This window comes from Lacrimispora amygdalina (genome assembly GCF_003432035.1).
Taxonomy (GTDB): Bacteria; Bacillota; Clostridia; order Lachnospirales; family Lachnospiraceae; genus Lacrimispora; species Lacrimispora amygdalina.
In genome coordinates this window covers 1-19230 of sequence record NZ_QOHO01000030.1, presented here as the reverse complement: position 1 = coordinate 19230, position 19230 = coordinate 1, and the positions used below count along the sequence as shown (strand labels likewise).

The following is a 19230-nucleotide window of genomic DNA, read 5'->3' as shown; positions in this document are numbered from 1 at the left end:
ACATGTTAAAAAATAAGAAAGTAATGACAGCAATAGCCGCAGGTGTGCTGGTGGTAGCAGGAATCGTATTTCTGGCAGTGGAAAGTGCCGGAGGCAGCACTGATGTAATTGGTAAAAAGTCTGTACAGTCCTATGAAATGGTACTAAACGCAATTCCGGATCTGGTAAGGAAAGATGATGAAGGAAAAGGCTTTACATTAACTGCTCCTGACAGCAGTGTCCGCTTTACCTGGAGCAGCGCAAGCGATGAGAATTCCCGTTATGATTTGAAGCTTCAGGCAGATGCAGCCCCATTTATTTCAGCCGGGCTTGATACAGGAAAGCTTCCGGCAGATTACGACGTAAGCGATGATCTCATAACTATGGGAATGAAGCTGAAAGAAGACGGTTCAGCGGATACGGACGAATCTCCCCTGTCAGCATATGAAGGACTTGTAAAAAACGACCGCAGCCTGATTAATTATCATGGGGTTATGGACCATTTTGGAGTAAAGCTTGGCGGCGGAAATATGTTTGAATGGGCGAAAAATTTAGAAACCAGTGCATCAACCGGAAAAACACAGGATAAGGACATTGTGTTTGTCCTGGAGCCGGAGCCGTTCATAGCCGCCGGTGTGGACCCTGAGAAGGTGGAAGGCTGGATCTACGCTCCCGTTACCGTAATGGAACACGGAAAGAAAATGCAGGTCAATAAGTTTTTAAAGCCTTTTGATATAAAATAGTTAGAAAGATGGAGGAAATTGATATGGCAAAGACAGTAATAAACGTGGATGGAATGGCATGTGAGCATTGTGTAAAGGCTATCACCGGAGCAGTAGGAGCATTATCCGGAGTAACAGGAGTAGCGGTTGATTTATCTGCCAAAACCGTGACTGTTGACCACAATCCTGACGAAGCATCTGTGGAAAAAATTAAAGCTGAGATTGAAGATCAGGGTTATGATGTAGTAGAATAAAGAAAGACGGGAACCGGAAATTGACCGGTTCCCTCTTTTCATACTGAAAGTTTCGTGAAATTGAGGTGAAAGAATGCACAATAACTGCAGGCATGTGCTGGTAGTAGATGATGAACCGAAGATTCTTGAAGTGGTATGCATGCTTTTGGAAAGTAAAGGATTTAAAACATTCCCCGCTGAAAACGGAAAAAAGGCATTGGAAATATTTGATACGGAAAATATCTCACTTGTCATACTGGATTTAATGCTGCCGGATATCTCAGGAGAAGAGATCTGCACAGCCATCCGCAAAAAATCCCGGGTGCCTGTGATTATGCTCACGGCCAGAGTGGAGGAAGAGGATGTGGTAAGCGGACTTGGGCTGGGGGCGGATGACTATATCATGAAACCCTTTGGTTTAAAGGAGCTGTATGCCAGAGTGGAGGCAGTACTAAGGCGTACGGAAAGTGATCTGGTGCCCCTGGTTAAGCGAAACTCCTGGGGAGACGGAGATCTTGTGGTGGATTTTGAGAAAAATGAGGTAATAAAAAAAGGGTTTAGCCTCACACTTACACCAAGTGAACTGAAAATATTATCCGCGCTGATCAAATATCCCGGCAAGGTATTTACCAGAGAGGAACTGATAGAAGCTGCATTGGGCAGAGACTTTGGGGGTTATGACAGAGCCATTGACAGCCATATTAAGAATATCAGAAAGAAAATAGAGGATGATCCCAAAAATCCCGCCTATGTATTAACGATTCCCGGGCTGGGCTATAAGTTCGGAGGCTGATGAATATGAAGACCTTAAAAAAACAGCTTTCCATGACCATACTTCTGACTCTGCTCATTACCATTGCATTAATCGGACTTGCCTCTAACCTGCTCATTAACTGGGAGTTTGAAAAATATATTACCAAAACCGGTCAGGAGCGGCGGGATAATATTGCAGATGAACTGGGAAGCCAGTATGATGAGTTTAAGAGAAGCTGGAGGGTGGATTACGTTCATGCAATCGGTATGAATTCCTTATATGACGGATATATCGTAAAGCTTTACGATGCAGATGGGAACATGGTCTGGGATGCAGAGAATCATGATATGCGGCTTTGCGGCCAGATTATGGACGAAATCTCCGCACGAATGAAAGAACGGGGGGCTAAAGGCGGTTTTGTGGATCATACCTATGAGCTGACTCAAAATGGAAAAAAGACGGGTTCTGTCTCCATTAAATATTACGGACCGTTTTTCATGAACGAAACGGATTTTAATTTTATCCGTGTGATGAACATTGTACTGCTTGTCATTGGCGTTTTATCGGGTATCTGTGCCATAGTGGTCGGCTGTCTTTTAGGAAGCAGAATTTCCCGCCCGGTCACAAAAACTGCCTATATTGCCAAGCAGATCTCAACGGGAAACTATGATCTTAAATTCGAACCGGGAACCAGGATTAAAGAACTTGATGATCTGGGTATAGCGATCAACCATTTATCTGACGATCTCAGTGAGCAGGAGAACCTGCGCAAGCGGCTGACCGCTGATGTTGCTCATGAACTGCGGACGCCCTTAACAGCGCTTGGAACTCATCTGGAAGCAATGACTGAGGGGCTGTGGGAGGCGACACCAGAGCGCTTAAAAAGCTGTCATGAAGAAGTAAAACGCCTTGGTACTCTGGTAGCTGATTTGGAGCAGCTGGCAAAGATAGAAGGGGACGGATTCCGTATAAACAAAGGTCCCATGGATTTATTTTCGGCAGTCCAAACGGCAGCGGAGAATATGACAGGGGAAATCAATAAGAAGAAGCTGGTTCTTGGCATAAAAGGAGAACCGGTTTTTGTGGAAGGGGACAAAAACCGAATGGGACAGGTATTTTCAAACTTGCTTTCCAATGCCGTTAAATATACGCCGGAGGGCGGAAGTATCCGGATCGAAGTATATCAAACAAAGGAAAATGGAATAGTAACAATCGCGGATACAGGAATAGGAATTAAGGAAGAAGAGCTTCCTCTTATATTCCAGCGTTTTTACCGCACAGATAGATCCAGAAACCGGAAAACAGGAGGCGCAGGAATCGGCCTTACCATCGTAAAATCCATCGTGGAAGCCCATGGGGGTACCGTAGAGGCAGAAAGCAAAGAGGAATCGGGAAGCTGTTTTACAGTCTCGATTCCAAAGTCAGATTTATAATTTATAAATATCCTTCCGGTCCCTGCTCTTTCAGAGTAAACCGGTTTTTATTAAAATTTAGAATTTCTTCTGCCTGTAATTTACTCAGTTCATTGGACAGCGCACTCCGGTCTACGGAAAGATAATCTGCCAGCTGCTGTCTGTTAAACGGAATATCAAATGTGGAAGAATTGCTCTTTAAAGACTCTGCGGAGAGGTAGGAGAGCAGTTTTTCCCTGATTGTCTTTTTTGACATGTGCTGCATCTTTTTAGTCAGGACCAGATTCCTTCCGGCAATCGCCGACAGGAAATTCTGGATCAGCCGGGTGTGAAAGCCGCAGGCTGAGGTGCATACAGTTAAAATCTTATTAAAATCCAAAAACATAATCTCACAGTCAGAATCAGCAACGACGCTCATTTCAATGGGAACTGAGGAGATGCAGGCATAGGTTTCCGCAAACAGCGTCCCGGGCATTACTTCTGAAATAATGCTGCGCTTTCCCCAGAAATCCTCCTGTATAATCAGCGCAGTTCCGGAAAGGACCATTCCCACGGAATGAATGTAATCACCGCTTCTTATAATAAACTCATCTTTTTTAAAATGCTTCATTCGTGCAGATAAGCATTTTAACATGCTTCTGATTTCATCAGGTGAGACACCTGAAAACAAGCTGGATTTTTTTAAAACAGGCAGAAATTCTTCCATATGATAGTGCCTCCTAAGTGTGATTCCCGTTCTTTTGTGTAAAATAGTTCCATTTTTTAATAATTTTTTTAAAATGTTGTTAAAACAACAGAAATGATGATAATATTATATTATAATCACCATAGAAAGACAAGAACAAAATAAGGAGGGAGACAAATGTCAGAGAAACTCTTAAAAAATATAGCGCAGGAAGAAATCCTTAAGTTATCAGATTTAGTTGAGATACAAAAGGGTCAGATTGTAAGTAAAACTCTGGTACAGAATCAGTCAGTCAGCGTTACGCTGTTTGCCTTTGATAAGGGAGAAGAGATCAGTACTCATGAGTCCAATGGTGATGCCATGGTCACAGTCCTGGAAGGAACAGGAAAATTCACTGTAGACGGAACCGAATTTATTTTAAACGAAGGGGAAACCCTGGTAATGCCGGCGAAAAAGCCTCATGCTGTGTACGGGCAGGAATGCTTTAAGATGTCTTTGGTGGTAATATTCTAAAGAAAGGCTGTACAAAAAGATGGAAAATCAAATGTCCGGTTTTTCCGATGAGCTGACTGGAGCGCTTATTGGCCTGGCAAAAGCGTGTAAGATGAATATCCGCCAGTCGGCCGTAACCAGACTTCTGATGGAAGGTTTAATAACAACAATTAGCGACGCAGGTTTTGATGATCAGGCCCTGTCAGATATGCTTTTAAAAGTCAGAAGAGAAAAAGACAGGATCGCTCCAGGCTGTGCAGTTTGTAAAAGTGTCTGCGGCAACACCTCTGATTATGACGTAAAAAATATCTGGACCAGCGAGGAAGAAATTCGTTCTTTAAAGTCCCTGATTCTATATGGCATCAAAGGAATCGCAGTTTATGCACTTCCTGCCATGGCAGAGGGATATGAAAATGAAAAAATAAATGAATTCTTTTACAAAGCTTTGTCTATCATAAGCTATGACTTAACTATGGAAGACCTTCTTCCGGTTGTGGCGGAAACGGCAGAAATGAATGAAAGCGCAGCAGGGAGCGTCTGCCAGAATAGTCCTTTTATTGTAATACCGGATTATAAATCCATGCAGGAGTTAGTCACTCGCAAATTACTGGCAATACTGGAAGAGAACTATCATATTTCTCTGATTCCAATGCCGAAGGAAGATTTAACAAATATAACCAATGAATTAACAACATTCAATTAACAGGAGGAAGAAATGATGATAACGAAAGAAATGTATATTGGAGAAATTTTAAGAAGCAAACCGGAAGCAGCAGAGATTTTAATGGCCTGCGGAATGCACTGCCTTGGCTGCCCATCCTCACAGATGGAATCCTTAGAGGAAGCCTGCATGGTTCACGGACTTGATGCGGACGAAGTACTGGAACAATTAAACAAATAGAGAAAAGAGGAATGAAATGAGCGCATTTTTAGGACCGATTCACACCTGGTTATATAATAAAATCCTGCTTCAGGATGCGATGACAGACGCAATTGTTGATTTTGCAGAGGAAAAGGGCTGGGCAGACGGTTTAAGAGACAAGATGGCTTCCAGATACGGTACTCTGGAAACAGGCAATTTAGAGGATAACATCAATACGGATAACATTCACGGATGGCTTCAGGAGCGTGTGAGCCTGGTGGAAAACCGTCTTGCCTATGCAGTCACTACTCTTCTGGAAGAAGACCCGGCACGTCTTGATGAAATGAAACAGGCAGTGAAGGAGTTTGGCAAAAAACGCAGTGCAGAAGGAACCATAACTGTAAAACAGGCTTATGAGCATCTGGAGAATACGTTATTAAACGGAATGCCTTGTGACAGAGTCAACCAGCTGGTGAAGGATGAACCGGATCTTTTATCTTACCGGCAGGCTGTGGAAATTCATGGACCCTACTGGGATATGATCCACGGCAATGTGAACCACTACTATGAACTGAGAGAAGCCCTGATTGAGGGAATGTTTGAAGGTTCAGATGTACAATATTATCATACAGGAAATCAGGAGTATGAATTAAGGAGCCGCCAATGAATGGAATCGATATTTTAATGAAGGAACATGAAAATATTCTGGCTTTCAACGGTTTTTTAAGAAAGATCTGTGCCGGTATCGTGGAAGGCGGAGAAGTCGACGGAGTTCTACTGAGAGAATGCATCGACTTTGGAAGAAATTATGCGGACAAGCATCATCATGGCAAGGAAGAGAAAATCTTATTCCGGATTATGATGGAGAATATGGGTCCTGTTGCCGATAAGCTGATCCGTAACGGAATGCTGGTTGAACACGACCTTGGAAGACTGCACCTTACCCAGCTGGAAGCAGCAATTGAAGAATATGAAAAAAATCCCGTGACTGACCATAAGCTGGATATCATTTCCAATGCTGTGGGGTACGGAGCCTTGTTACAGCGTCATATAGAAAAAGAAGATCAGGCTGCCTATGCTTTTGCTGCCCGTGCTCTTCCCGCGGATAAGATGAATGATGTGGATTCAGAGACAGAAAACTTCGAAAATCAGGCGAGAGAAGACGGAATCCAGGAACACTATGAGAACTGGCTTCGCAGCAGGCTGGGATAATTTTTATCCGATTAATACAAAGATAAAAATTCTCTCTGACAGGGAACACTTTTTAAATGATTTAAAAGGAATTGCTGTGTTTTAAAATAATGTTGAAAATATATAAATTATAAAAGGAAGCCATTTTGGACTTCCTTTTATTCACCTTTAGAAAAATACATCGTTACTTAAAATATAGATTTTGCTCATAATCCATTGACAAATTAGAACTTGCCATAATGCCTAATCAATGTTTACTTTGCTCTCAATGAATGTTTTGGAAATAAGCATGGCTTGAATTAGGGGTTCAAAGCGATTGAATTGTGAAGTTCCTTTTTCATATTTACTTTGTGCTTTTGTAGTCTTATTTATGATTGAAACCACAGGAGGCAATGCTTCTTTTAATTCTTTGCTTGTAAAATTTATCGTTTTATCATCCATAAGAAGCGACTTGGAAATATAAAGTGCTTTAATTCTGTTTTTTAAGAGCGAATGTTGAGATGTTCCTTCTGAAAATTTAAGTTGCATTTTTTCACATTTAGCAATGGTAGAAGATAGTAAGGATATGGCTTTTTTTAATTCTTCTTTGTTAAATTCCATAGTGATACCTCCTTATCAAATTACTATTTATTAGTGTTCTATATAAATTTTGACTATTTCACACCTTCCTATGATTGTGAAATAAATTATAGTTAATTTACATCCGAATTACAACATTGATTTCAAGATAATATATATATTTATTTCAAAGAGTTCGAGCCATTTAAACCAGTACATATAGTTACTGATATATTTAGTTGCGACACCATTAATCATGCCCTCCTTCCATTTGGAGTAAAATAACGAACTATCAGTTATTTCATTCCATTCCTTTTTTCATGCTTAAAAATTCATGCCGCGATGCATTATTTTTGGTATAATGGATTGAAACAGGAGGTAACAGAATGAAACGGAGACAGGAAAGCATCATCTACCAGCTGGCAGTAAACGAAGGCCCCTTAACGACGGACGAACTGGCCAAAAGACTGTCTGTCAGTGCCCGTACCATAAAGTATGAGATGATAGAAGTAAAATCCATTCTGCCTAAGCACGGAGCCGAGCTTTTCGCCAAGCGCAACGGTGGCTATTCCATTGTGGTAAAAGACCGGGAATTGTTTGACCGGTATTTTGAACCCCTCTCGCTTCAGTCCAGTCTGACCAATAACTTCGGATCTGATGACAATGCAAGGTTTCTTTATATTGCAAGAAAACTGGTTTCTTCCTCCCGCTATGCAAAGCTTGAGGATATAGCGGACGAGCTTTATTTGTCCAGAAGTGCCATAAGAGAAGCCGTTAACAGCGTGATGAATTTTTTAAAAAGCTATCATCTGGAGACAGAAAGCAAGCCCGGTCTCGGAATACGGACGTTTGGTACGGAGTATCACATGCGTCTGGCGATGACAGAGCTGTTTGCGGTGCATTTTCATAAGGTTTTACTGGACAATGCAGGAATGGAATATGCCAAATGGACGGAATGCGGATATGAAGAACGGCAGGAGATCCGGCACGTATTTTTAAAAGTATTAAGAGAATCCCGGGTAAAGGTGACAGACACAAACACCCAGCGTCTTGCAATCTACTTCATTATCGTCAGGAACCGGTGCAATGCCGGCTACCGTTTAAAGCTGCCTGATAGCTGGAAAGAGGAAATGAAAGGTACAGACGAGTTTGCGGTAGCCGGTGCCATTTACAGCAGATTAAAATGCAGCTTTTCAGGTTTTGATTTACCGGAAGAAGAGACTGTTTTCCTGGCTGTGTATCTGATGTCCTGCAGAGATATGTGGAATGTAGAACATCCAAAAGAGGAATACGCGCTCTTTTATGAAGATGCCCTGGGTATGATGACAGAGCTTCAGGATTATATGAAACATATCTGCGGAATTGATTTACTTCGTTTTCCCTGGGCGAAAAAAGAACTGTTAAGCCTTTTGATTTCTCTTTTTATCAGCATCCACTTCGGACTGGAGGGGCAGTACCGGTTCTGGTACGACTATGAAAACCAGGCTTTTAACAGTCCTGTTTCAGCAGCTTTGGCCTCTACTGCAGCCAGATTTTTGCAGGAACGGCTGAACATTACGATTTCAGTTTCGTTCTATTCCCAGATGGCTTCCCTGATTTTTAAGAGGGCATCTCTGACCGAGTATGATATCAGACCTCAGAGGCTGCTCTTAGTCAATTCCAATGGGTTAGGACTCAATGAAATCGTTCAGAAAAGAATCATAAGCAGATATGAACATCTGGTGGAATCCTTTACAATTGCAGGGCTGTATGAGATACGGGGAATGAATCAGGAGGAGTATGATGCCGTTTTAACGGATACCAGTGAAATTGCTTACCATTATGATCTTCCCTGCTGTGTCATCCATACCTTAAGCAGTGAAAAGGAAATGGATCTGCTTTTTAACCGTCAGTTAATCAAAGCCTACCAGACCGAATCCCTCATCCCCCCCGGAGAGCAGATTGAAATAAACAAAAATTACCGTTATACCGACGAACTTCAGTTCCTTCAGTTTCTTGCATTCCGGCACGGAAAAACATCAGAAGAGAGGGAGAGAATTCAGGAGTATTTAGAAAAAGCCAGCTTTTACGATACCGGATATTTATCGGCGAAGTCTGTGATGCTTTATCTTCCTGCTTCCTTCTGTGAAAAAGAGTGTATTGAACTGTACTGCTTAAACGAATCAGGTACCTGGAGAGGGAAAGAGGTGGAGTATCTGTTGTTTGTATCCGTGGACTGGAGAGATGACTGGAAGAGGGTGAAGGCATTTGAAAACAGTTTTAGAAAGCTGTTTTCTGAATATTCCAATATGAAAGCCTTTTCTGAACAGGGGCGGCCTGTATTGTTTGAAATGATTGAAAAATGCATCAAATATGAATAATAACTCCATGCTAAAAATTGCACTAATTCCATTCGCGAATTAGTGCTTTTCACTTATTGAAGACAAATGTGAACATAGAAAAAAGGAAGTTTAAGTAATATAATAAAACTATCAAAGGAGGAGAGGGAAATGAAACTATTCGTATCGTCACATGGTCATCTGGCAAGCGGTTTAATAAGTTCCATGGAGATATTGTATGGCAGATGTGACAACATTACTGTTTTTGACGCATATGTGGATGAACGTTCCGTTAAGGAGCAGCTGGAGCAGTTTTTTGAAACGGTTAATGAGGGAGAACAGGTTTTGCTCATCTCTGATCTTTATGGAAGCAGTGTGAATCAGGCCATGAGCCTGTTTCTTGACCGGCCGGATACCACTCTGATTGCAGGTGCAAATCTGGCACTGATGATAGGGCTTGCAGGCAGAGATCGTATTTCAAGAGAGGAACTTGATGAATTAATAGCCCAGAGCAGAAAAATGCTCTGTATTGTAGATTTGGAAAAAGAAATGATACCCGAAGAGGAAGACTTTTTTTAGAAGGAGCGTGAAACTATGATCGTAATGATAAGACTGGATGAAAGACTGATTCATGGGCAGGTGGCAATTAAGTGGTCCCAGCATACGGGAGTGGACCGGATTGTTGTGGCTGATGATGAGGCGGCAGCAAATCCCCTGATTCAAAAATCCTTAATGATGGCGGCTCCACCAACAGCAAAAACTGCAATTAAGGATGTGGACGCGGCGATTGAACTTTTAAAAAATCCCAAGGCAGCAGATCATAAGATTCTTGTAATTGTCAGCAATCCTTCTTCACTGCTTAAAGTGGTGACACAGGTTTCTGGCATTCCGCTTGTGAATGTTGGAAATTACGGGAGAGTTGCACCGAAGACTGATGGGGAGCCAAGGAAAACCTACCGAAAAAATCTATACGCCTATGAAAATGAAATGATGGAATTAAAGAAGGTGGTGGAAACCGGTATCAAATGTAATTATCAGACAGTTCCGGATGACACTCCGGAAGATCTATTAAAAGTATTGAGTTAAGGAGGGAAGCATTATGTCTATTATGTCAGTTGCATTGATTGGTACTCTTACATATTGGTTTTTTTATGTCATGGATCCTTATATTTTATCATGGCAGTGTTTAAACCGTCCCATTGTAGTCGCTCCGATTCTGGGTCTTTTACTGGGTGATTTTCATACCGGCATTATCATGGGGGCGTCCTTAGAGTCTATATTTATGGGGATTTCAGCTATAGGAGGTTCTGTTCCGGCAGATGCGCTTTCAGCCAGTATTGTCGCCGTGTGCTATACCGTATTAACCGGCTCTGATGTGGAAACCGGTCTTGCCATAGCCCTTCCAATCGGAACTGTTATGGCTTCCTTATCAAGTATTTTCTTATCGGTCAGTTCCGCATTGGCCCCTTATTGGGAAAGATTAGCAGTATCCGGGAAACCAGGCAGCTTTCTTGCTCAGAACCTTGTATTTTCCGGTCTTATTTATCCTCTGCCCAATGTCATTATCATATTCCTTGGCATTGCTTATGGAGTAACCGGCTTAAACCAGGCTTTAAATGCACTTCCTGCATTCTTTATGACAGGCCTTACAGCTGCCTCCAGTATGATGGTTGCAGTGGGATTTGCAATACTGATTTCCATGATCTGGTCAAAAGAGGTAGCCAGCTTCTTCTTTGTAGGATATATTATGGCGAAGATTTTAAAGATGGATTCCTTATCAATTGCAATTATCGGCGCTGCTATCGCAATCACCATGTTCTTCTATGAAAAGCAGCTGATCGATATGAAAAATATGAGGGTGGCTGCCGAGCAGAAGCCGTCTGAGGAAGAGGAGGATTTCTTCTAATGGAAAAGAGATTATTGGACAATGCAGAAAAGAAAGTATTAAAATCCATGTTTATCCGTTCACACTTAACCTTCCTGTCTTTTAATATGACCAAAATGGAGGCCAATGGCTTTACGACTACCATGCAGCCTGCCATTGAAGAGGTTTATAAGGACGATCCGGAAGGAAAAAAAGAAGCTTATTCACGGCATCAGAACTTTTTTAACACACACGCAGTTCCTTTCTCTTTCATAGCCGGATTATCCTATGCCATGGAAAAAGAGCATAAAGAGAAGAATTCCGTTGATGGAAAAACCATTGAAAGCATCAAGGCAGCTTTGATGGGCCCAACCGCCGGTATGTTTGATTCCCTGTTCTTTAACTGCCTGAGAATCATTGCTGCCGGAGTTGCCATCGGGCTTTGTTCACAGGGAAATTTTCTGGGAGTTCCGATTTTTATTCTGCTTTATGGCGTAACACAGTCTGTATTAAAATATTTCTGTGTGAAATTCGGATATATCTATGGAACCTCGTTTATTGACCAGGTTTTCAGTTCCGGATTAATGCCGGCTCTTAGAAAATCAGCTTCTATTTTAGGGGTGATGATGGTTGGCGCCATGACAGCGGGAATTGTCAATGTTCCCCTTAACTGGACGATTCACATGGGTCAGACTTCCGTGGTGGTGGCAGATGTGTTAAACTCCATCTTCCCAGGTATTTTAAGCATTATTCTGGTGCTGTTTTTGATGAGTCTCATAAAAAAGGGAAGACGGCCGGTGCAGTTGATCGTTGGAATCTTCGCCATTGCCTTTATCGGAGCTTTTATTGGGATATTCTAATCTGGAAAGGACAGCCAATGATAATTAAATCAAAACGAATCTATATGGAGGATGGCTTAAAGGATGGGTTCCTTGTAATTGAGGACGGAAAAATAAAAGAATTTTTGACCAGGACCGGGGCAGATGACGTGATTGATTATGAAAACATGAGGATTATTCCGGGTATTTTTGATACCCATAATCACGGAACCTGCGGTTACGGACTGATGGATAAAGGAACAAAGGAATCAGTAGCCGGGTATTTAAAGGGCTGCGCATCCCAGGGTATTACCGGTGTTTTCCCCACCGCCGGACTGACCATGATCTCTGCTGTCGCGGATGCGGCGGCAGAGAATCTAAAAGGGGCACAAATACTGGGGATACACAGTGAAGGACCGTGGTTAAACCGCACGGGAGAAAAGGGAATTAAGACAGGCTGGCCGGAGGTATCCATGGATACTGCCAGGCAGATGGTCTCTGATGGAAAGGGACTTTTAAAGCTGGTGGCCCTGGCACCGGAGATTCCTGGAATCGATCCGGTGATTGAATATTTTCTGTCGGAAGGAATTACCCTTGCCCTGGCCCATAGTGACTCCAATTACGAAGAAGCAAAAAAGGCGTATAAAAAGGGATTTTCCGTTTCGACTCATACAGGAAATGTTATGACCGGCATGCATCACAGGGATGTGGGCGGGCTGGGAGCAGCGCTTCTTAATGATGAGGCAGCCAGTGAGGTAATCTGTGACGGAATGCACATTTGTCCGGAGATGCTTCAGATTTATTTCAGGATTAAGAAAACGGAACATTTCATGATGATATCTGACTGTACGCCGTTTTCCGGCGCTCCGGAAGGCAGCTATCGTGGATTGGAACAGGGAATGACAATCAATGTATCAAAAGACGGGTTTGTGTTAACAGATACCGGGCGTTTGATGGGTTCCAGCCAGCCTGTTCTCTACGGCGTAAGTGTGCTGACAGAAAAGCTGGGAATGCCCATGGAAACCGTATGGCCCATGTTTTCCTTAAATCCCTGCAGAAAGTATGGATTTGATCAAATAAAGGGTTCCATAAAAGCAGGAAAAGATGCTGATTTTACAGTCATAACCGATGATTACCGGGCTGCGGCAACTTTTGTTTCAGGCAGAAAGGTATACGATATGGATGAAGGGCCTGTTTTTAATCCGGATTTCTTAAAGGAATGGGGACGGGAGGAGATACTGCATGAGTAAAAAACTGATTGTATCAGCCGATGATTTCGGCTTCAGCGAAGGTTATAACTATGGAGCAGTGAATGCTTACAGGGAGGGAATCGTAACGGTACTCTCTCTTATGAGCAATATGGAAGCGGCTCCTCACGGGGTGAACCTTGCAAAAAAGGAGGTGCCGGAGGCAAACCTGGTTCTCCATACCAATTTTGTACAGGGAAAGCCTGTGTGCAATCCGGATTTCATCCCATCTCTTGTTGATAAAAACGGGGAGCTTTACCGCTCCTACAAGTGGAAAAGGGAGGAAGAGTCGGACCAGAAATGTCTGGGTGATATCGTGGTTACGGCAGAGGACTGCTATAGGGAAACGGCCGCCCAGATAAAGCGGTTTCAGGAACTGACCGGACATCTTCCCAATCATTTTGAGGGACATTCCGTGATTAATAAAAATATCTGCGAAGCATTCCATCAGGCAGCCGAAGAGTTTCAGATTCATTGTATGACAGAACCAGAGGTGGAGACAGACCGGTGGTATCCGGTTCATGAGATCATGACAGGCAATCCTATGGCTATGGAGATTTTAAACAGAGGATGTACGCCCCGGGATTTTTTGGAAGACCGGTTTGGGATTCTTTCAAGTTCCTATGAATTTAACATCATTCATCTTCACCCGGGATATGTGGATGCCTATATTCTGGATCATTCTTCCCTGACGACAGCCAGATGCAGGGATTTAGAGACAGCCTGCAATCCTGCTGTAAAACAGTGGATGAAGGATCATGATGTGGAGCTGGTGGATTTTACGGCTATATATAAGTAAAGAAGGAATTAAAAATGATCATCTGCAGACAGAAGTTTCCTGTATTAATAGGTAAACTTCTGTTTGCGGGTGATGTTTTTTTATGAGACTTGTGGTTTTATTCATGACCGGTATTCTTTTGGACTGCAGCCGTAGTGTTCCTGAAACTTCTGATAGAAAAAGCTGATATTTTCATAACCGGCTTCATTTGCAATTTCTGTAACTGACATATTAGTATTTCTCAAAAATTTAGCTGCGTATTTTAATTTCTGCGACTGTACCAGCTGTTTGTAGGTCATACCAGTATGTTTCTTGATAAGATAAGTGAGGTAATTGGGGCTGAGATGAAAAAATGCGGCGACTGAATTTAACGTACAGCTTTTAAAATTTGTTTCAATAAACCGGATTATGCTAAGAATAGAAGGCGTACTGGATTCGCTTTCCTCCCGGACCAGTTGGTTTTTATATACATTGATAAGCTCGGCAATCATTAAACTGAACAGATTCTTTATAAAATCCGTGGAGTTTACGGAAGGATCAAAGCACTCGCACAGAAGTTCCTGGGTAAATAATTGTGTTCTTCTGCTGTTTTCTGATTGAAAAAACAAGTATTTGTTTTCATGGCTTTTTTCGTTCATGGCATTGATAAAAAAGTGAGATAAGATACTGTCTGTGGAAAAATGATTCAAGAGATTCTCCCGAAGATATTTTTTTGATACCATGAAACTGATCATAATATCATCTTCACCCGTTTCTTTTATGGAGTGAGGAACATATGGTTCAATGATCAGCACCTGTCCTTTCTTTAAAATGATATCTGTGTTTTTGATGGTCTGCAGGCAGATACCGGAATAGACGTAGTTAATCTCAACATAGTCGTGAACATGTACAGGTACCGGAATAAACCGTGAATTTTTTTTTATGCTGATATCAAGTGAAGTAGATTGCCAGCCAGATAAAACACTGTGTTTTTCCATCATATTATGTTTTTCTTCAAAGTAAATGCAATTGACGGTCTCCCCGCCGATTTTGATTTTTGGCATGTAATCCCAAAAATCCGGAATGTATCCGTTTTTATATTTTTTCTCGCTTGTACTTAAGCTGCGAAGTGTCAGGTCTAGGCTGTTTAAATCCATGTGATGCTCCTTTAAGGAAGAATAAATGGTATGTCAGTGTCTATAGGACAAGTATATGCTCCATCGTTAGTTTGGTCAATAAACAGATGTGATTTCGTTATTATTATAAGCATTCACGTATGGTAGTATAAAAATACAAAGTACCCAGACACTATTTTAGAGAATGAAGGAGAAGATGAAAATGGGAAATAACAGCTATACACAGTTGGCATCAGATCTTGTCGGATTGGTTGGGGGCAGGGATAATATTATCAGTGTTACCAATTGCATGACCCGGCTGCGATTTGTTTTAAAAGATGAGAATGCTGCAAAAACAGATGAAATAAAAGCAATTAAGGATGTAAAGGGAGTGGTCCGGCAGGGGGGCCAGTATCAGATCATTATTGGTACTCATGTAAATGCAGTTATTACAGATGTAAGAAAAGAGGCAGGAATCACTGAGGGCGAAGAAAAGCCTGATATGAAACTTTTAAAGGAAGGCAATCTGTTTGACCGGATCTTTAAAATTATCAGCGGGTGTATTATGCCCATGATCGGAGTCATGGTCGCCTCCGGTATGATTAAGGGTCTGCTTGCAGTCCTGACAACGGCCAAAGTTCTTGAGGCAGCAGACGGTACTTATCTGATTTTATATGCAGCTGCCAATTCCATCATGTATTTTTTGCCGGTTATTATAGGTTTTAATGCGGGAAAGGTATTTGGATGCAATCAGTTTATCACTGCAATTATCGGTGCCTCCCTGATTTATCCGGATATCCTGGCAGCCCAGACAGCAGGCACGGCGCTTACTTTCTTAAAGATACCGGTTACTCTGATTAATTATAGCGGAAGCCTCCTTCCAGTTGTGGCGGCTTCCTGGGTTGCCTCGAAAATTGAGAAAGGTGCGAAAAAAGTTGTTCCCCAGATGCTCCAGCTGTTTTTTGTGCCGACGATTGTTCTCATGATAACTGTGCCGCTGTCCTATCTGGTAATCGGACCGGTTATGACCTATGTATCCAATTGCTTAAGTGCCGGAGTAATGTTCATATTTAATCATGTCCCGGTTCTTGGAGGAGTACTTTTCGGCGCATTCTGGCAGCTCATCGTTCTTTTGGGATTACATTCTGCTTTTATACCGGTGTTAATGAACAATTTATTTACGCTGGGCAGTGATCCGGTCAATGCCGTATTAGGACTTACCGTCTGGGCATTAGCCGGTGTTTCCCTGGGATATGCGTTAAGGACAAAGGATAAGGAGAAGAAATCCCTGGGGTTTGGAAATCTGGTATCCTGCTTATTCGGTATTACGGAACCCACCATTTATTCCATTGCTCTTCCCAATTTTAAATTATTTATTGCAGCTTTTGTGGGAGGAGGCGTTGGAGGCGGAATTATGGCAGGACTTGGAGGCAGAATGTATTCATTCATTGGGGATGGAATCTTTCGTTTTCCGGCAATGATCAATCCGAAAGGTCTGGATATCAGCTTTTACGGTTTTGCCGTATGCGCAGCCATATCTTTTGTAATATCAGCAGTTCTTGCATTTATACTGGCTGGAGAGGATACGAATAAAGCGGATGGGAGTAAGTGATTATGTACAGCAGAATAGAAGAAATTTTAGATGGAAAAACTGAAAACTGCTTTTATCCGTTCTTCTGGCAGCACGGGGAAACAGAGGCTGTGCTCCGCCAATATATGGAAAAAATACAGGAAAGCGGAATGAAAGCAGTTTGCATCGAGGCCAGGCCTCACCCGGATTTTCTGGGAGAAAAATGGTGGACTGATTTAGATATCATACTGGATGAAGCCAGAAAACGTGATATGAAAGTGTGGATTCTTGATGATTCCCATTTCCCTACAGGATATGCCAACGGCGCCATAAAAGAAAAATACCCGGAGCACAGGAAATGGTATCTTTACATGCGCCGTTTTGATACAGCCGGCCCGTTAAAGGGAGCAAGAATTAACATCAGTTATCTGGCAGGACGGCCATGGGATGGGGTCAGTAAAGATATCAGCCATGTAATTGGAATTTACATGGCAAGGCGTGTGCTTGATGGAAATGCAGGCAAAGAAGAGATCGCCGTTCATACACTGGTGGATATAACGGATACATTAAAAGACGGCATCATATCCCTTGATATTCCAGAGGGTGATTTCAGTATATTTACTGTATTTTATACCAGAAACGGAGGAGAGGAGACGACGGCTGATTATTTGAATCCGTTGTGTGCCAAAGCTACGGAGGTTCTGCTCAATACCGTTTATGAACCCCATTATGAAAAATATAACGCCGATTTTGGGAAAACAATTACAGGATTTTTTTCAGATGAACCAAGGTTCGGAAATAAAAAAGGCTTTTTAGCGGGTATAGGACAGGATATGGTCCTTCCATGGAGACTGGGGCTTCAGGAGGAACTCCCCTTTGAACTGAAATTTCTTCCCCTGCTGTGGGTGCCGGGACAGGGTCTGGAAGGGGAAATCCGGTATCAGTACATGAATCTTATTACAAGATTATATCATGAGAATTTTACAGGTGTACTGGCAAAATGGTGTCATGACAGAGGAATCTGCTATCTGGGACATAATATTGAAGACAACGGGGCTCATGCCAGACTGGGATATGGAACCGGCCACTACTTCCGGGGGCAGACAGAACAGGATTTTTCAGGAATTGATGTGATCGGAACCCAGATTGTTCCGGGTATGCCGTATCATCATGATTCTTTTTCCACAGGCGGTTGTGACGGGGAGTTTTATCATTTTGCCCTTGCAAAGCTGGGGTCTTCCGCTGCCCATCTGGATCCGGCGAAAAATGGGCGGGCCATGTGTGAGGCATTCGGCGCTTATGGCTGGAATGAGGGGCTTAAGCTGATGAAATGGATTACCGATCATCTGGTTGTGCGGGGAATTAATTATCTGGTGCCCCATGCGTTCAGTCCTAAAGAATTTCCAGACTGGGACTGCCCGCCTCACTTTTATGCCCAGGGACATAATCCTCAGTTTCGGTATTTTAATGTCTACAGCGATTATGCAAACCGTCTTATGAATCTGTTTCAAGATGGAATACACAAAGCTCCTGCCGCGGTTTTATATCCGGCAGAGCAGGAATGGGCAGGGAACTATATGCCGGTGGAAAAACCGGTGAGAGAACTTCTGGAACATCAGATCGACTGTGATATTGTATCCGCGGATTATCTTTTAAACGCTGTGGTCGAAGATAATATGCTTAAAATTCATAAGGAATCTTTTAAGACTTTAATTATTCCCTATGGCGAGGTGGTCCCTGTAAGCGTAATGAGGAAAGTGACTGAATATGCCCAGTCAGGATTACGGGTCATATTTCTTCAGGATTATCCGTCAGGAACGCTTGGAGGGGAACTGCCAGAGGAAGAGTGGCGCATGCTGAAACGAGTCTGCCTGACAGGAGCTGTCAGCGATTTGGCAGATATGTGCAAAGATCTGGCAGATATAAGGCTCGTATCCCCATTTCGTGAGCTGGTCTGTTACCACTATGATCAGGGAACACAAAACTGGATGTTCTTTAATGAACATTTGTCAAGAACTGTTGATACAATAATAGAGATCCCGGATGCTGTTTATGCATACTCCTATGACGCATTTTCCAATACTTTGTACAAGTTGAAGAAGGATGAATCTGGTTATCGGCTTAAACTGGCTCCTTATGAATCCTGTGTCTGGATTTTTTCGGAAGAGCCTATTGCCAATGCCAGAGAAACGGTAAAACCAGCATGTCATGGAAAACCGCAGCAATTGATGGCGGAGTGGAAGATTTCCTTTGCAGACAGCTTCTCTTATCCGGATTTTAAAGAAACGCTGCCAGTTAGAGAAGCGGTCACAATAAATACGATTGACGGATATGGGGATAAATGCGGGACTGTATCGTATGAGACGGTTCTTACCGTTAAGGAAGCGCCAGGCGAGGTTTTTCTGGATTTAGGGACTGTTTACGAAATTGCGGAAGTATTTGTAAATAACAAATCTGCCGGAGTGAAATTGTGCCCGCCCTATGTATTTGATTTAACCGGAATGGTGGAACAGGGGGAGCACTTACTGAGGGTAGAAGTGACCAATACTCTTGGAACACAGATCAGGGATGGTTTGTCTCAATACCTGGTCATAGAGCCTTTCGGAATTGAGGGCCCAATTATACTGTATACTTAAACCCGAATTATTCATGA

General features: G+C 42.5%; 21 protein-coding genes. 18 read left to right on the top strand and 3 right to left on the bottom strand.

The features are described 5' to 3' along the window. Positions 1-2: 2 nt before the first annotated feature. The 4 genes from DS742_RS10800 to DS742_RS10785 all read left to right on the top strand — a co-directional run bounded on the left by DS742_RS10800 (position 3) and on the right by DS742_RS10785 (position 3121). Positions 3-722, top strand: coding sequence for a hypothetical protein (locus tag DS742_RS10800; RefSeq protein WP_117417016.1), 720 nt, complete (start codon positions 3-5; stop codon positions 720-722). A 23-nt stretch (positions 723-745) separates the two neighbouring features. Next, entirely contained in the window at positions 746-955 is a 210-nt protein-coding gene (gene copZ, locus DS742_RS10795; RefSeq protein WP_117417015.1) for a copper chaperone CopZ, read from the top strand. 73 nt (positions 956-1028) lie between these two features. Next, complete coding sequence (locus DS742_RS10790) at positions 1029-1727, top strand: response regulator transcription factor (protein ID WP_117417014.1); 699 nt, start codon at positions 1029-1031, stop codon at positions 1725-1727. A 5-nt stretch (positions 1728-1732) separates the two neighbouring features. Next, entirely contained in the window at positions 1733-3121 is a 1389-nt protein-coding gene (locus DS742_RS10785; RefSeq protein ID WP_117417013.1) for a HAMP domain-containing sensor histidine kinase, read from the top strand. 1 nt (position 3122) lies between these two features. Here DS742_RS10785 and DS742_RS10780 read toward each other — a convergent pair whose 3' ends face one another. Further along, on the bottom strand, positions 3123-3806 hold the full coding sequence (locus tag DS742_RS10780) for a Crp/Fnr family transcriptional regulator (RefSeq protein WP_117417012.1): 684 nt from the start codon (positions 3804-3806) through the stop codon (positions 3123-3125). Between the two features lie 156 nt (positions 3807-3962). On the opposite strand from DS742_RS10780, the gene DS742_RS10775 reads away from it, so the two are divergent. The 5 genes from DS742_RS10775 to DS742_RS10755 are packed head-to-tail and all read left to right on the top strand — an operon-like array spanning position 3963 to position 6351. Next, a complete protein-coding gene (locus DS742_RS10775) occupies positions 3963-4298 on the top strand; it encodes a cupin domain-containing protein (RefSeq protein ID WP_117417011.1) in 336 nt (111 codons plus the stop codon). A 19-nt stretch (positions 4299-4317) separates the two neighbouring features. After that, complete coding sequence (locus DS742_RS10770; RefSeq protein ID WP_117417010.1) at positions 4318-4980, top strand: anaerobic carbon-monoxide dehydrogenase catalytic subunit; 663 nt, start codon at positions 4318-4320, stop codon at positions 4978-4980. Between the two features lie 15 nt (positions 4981-4995). Beyond that, the gene (locus DS742_RS10765) at positions 4996-5178 is read left to right on the top strand and encodes a DUF1858 domain-containing protein (protein WP_437126170.1); all 183 of its coding nucleotides are present in this window, start codon (positions 4996-4998) and stop codon (positions 5176-5178) included. A gap of 16 nt (positions 5179-5194) precedes the next feature. Further along, positions 5195-5806: a hypothetical protein gene (locus DS742_RS10760; RefSeq protein WP_117417008.1), complete on the top strand. Its 612-nt coding sequence runs from the start codon at positions 5195-5197 to the stop codon at positions 5804-5806. Then, positions 5803-6351 carry a hemerythrin domain-containing protein gene (locus DS742_RS10755; RefSeq protein ID WP_117417007.1) on the top strand — a complete coding sequence of 183 codons (549 nt, stop codon included), beginning with the start codon at positions 5803-5805 and terminating at the stop codon, positions 6349-6351. The genes DS742_RS10760 and DS742_RS10755 overlap by 4 nt, the downstream gene beginning before the upstream one ends. Positions 6352-6573: 222 nt before the next feature. Here DS742_RS10755 and DS742_RS10750 read toward each other — a convergent pair whose 3' ends face one another. Continuing rightward, on the bottom strand, positions 6574-6930 hold the full coding sequence (locus tag DS742_RS10750) for a hypothetical protein (protein WP_117417006.1): 357 nt from the start codon (positions 6928-6930) through the stop codon (positions 6574-6576). A 344-nt stretch (positions 6931-7274) separates the two neighbouring features. Between DS742_RS10750 and DS742_RS10745 the strand changes: the two genes are divergently transcribed. The 7 genes from DS742_RS10745 to DS742_RS10715 all read left to right on the top strand — a co-directional run bounded on the left by DS742_RS10745 (position 7275) and on the right by DS742_RS10715 (position 13934). Further along, positions 7275-9248 (top strand): BglG family transcription antiterminator, encoded by a 1974-nt coding sequence (locus DS742_RS10745; protein WP_117417005.1) that lies wholly within the window; start codon positions 7275-7277, stop codon positions 9246-9248. Positions 9249-9377: 129 nt separating this feature from the next. Continuing rightward, a complete protein-coding gene (locus DS742_RS10740; RefSeq protein WP_117417004.1) occupies positions 9378-9785 on the top strand; it encodes a PTS sugar transporter subunit IIA in 408 nt (135 codons plus the stop codon). Positions 9786-9800: 15 nt separating this feature from the next. Further along, on the top strand, positions 9801-10292 hold the full coding sequence (locus tag DS742_RS10735; RefSeq protein ID WP_117417003.1) for a PTS sugar transporter subunit IIB: 492 nt from the start codon (positions 9801-9803) through the stop codon (positions 10290-10292). 13 nt (positions 10293-10305) lie between these two features. Further along, complete coding sequence (locus DS742_RS10730) at positions 10306-11112, top strand: PTS mannose/fructose/sorbose/N-acetylgalactosamine transporter subunit IIC (protein ID WP_205692750.1); 807 nt, start codon at positions 10306-10308, stop codon at positions 11110-11112. Next, positions 11112-11930, top strand: a complete 819-nt coding sequence (locus DS742_RS10725; protein WP_117417002.1) for a PTS system mannose/fructose/sorbose family transporter subunit IID — start codon at positions 11112-11114, stop codon at positions 11928-11930. Before DS742_RS10730 ends, DS742_RS10725 begins: the two co-directional genes overlap by 1 nt. Before the next feature lie 17 nt (positions 11931-11947). After that, positions 11948-13138: an N-acetylglucosamine-6-phosphate deacetylase gene (locus DS742_RS10720; RefSeq protein ID WP_117417001.1), complete on the top strand. Its 1191-nt coding sequence runs from the start codon at positions 11948-11950 to the stop codon at positions 13136-13138. Next, complete coding sequence (locus tag DS742_RS10715; protein ID WP_117417000.1) at positions 13131-13934, top strand: ChbG/HpnK family deacetylase; 804 nt, start codon at positions 13131-13133, stop codon at positions 13932-13934. The genes DS742_RS10720 and DS742_RS10715 overlap by 8 nt, the downstream gene beginning before the upstream one ends. A gap of 101 nt (positions 13935-14035) precedes the next feature. Here the strand turns inward: DS742_RS10715 and DS742_RS10710 are convergent, their stop codons facing one another. After that, on the bottom strand, positions 14036-15049 hold the full coding sequence (locus DS742_RS10710) for an AraC family transcriptional regulator (protein ID WP_117416999.1): 1014 nt from the start codon (positions 15047-15049) through the stop codon (positions 14036-14038). A gap of 181 nt (positions 15050-15230) precedes the next feature. Between DS742_RS10710 and DS742_RS10705 the strand changes: the two genes are divergently transcribed. Both DS742_RS10705 and DS742_RS10700 read left to right on the top strand, forming a co-directional pair. Next, entirely contained in the window at positions 15231-16619 is a 1389-nt protein-coding gene (locus DS742_RS10705; RefSeq protein ID WP_117416998.1) for a PTS transporter subunit EIIC, read from the top strand. Positions 16620-16621: 2 nt separating this feature from the next. Beyond that, entirely contained in the window at positions 16622-19213 is a 2592-nt protein-coding gene (locus DS742_RS10700) for a glycoside hydrolase (protein WP_117416997.1), read from the top strand. The last annotated feature ends 17 nt before the right edge of the window (positions 19214-19230 follow it).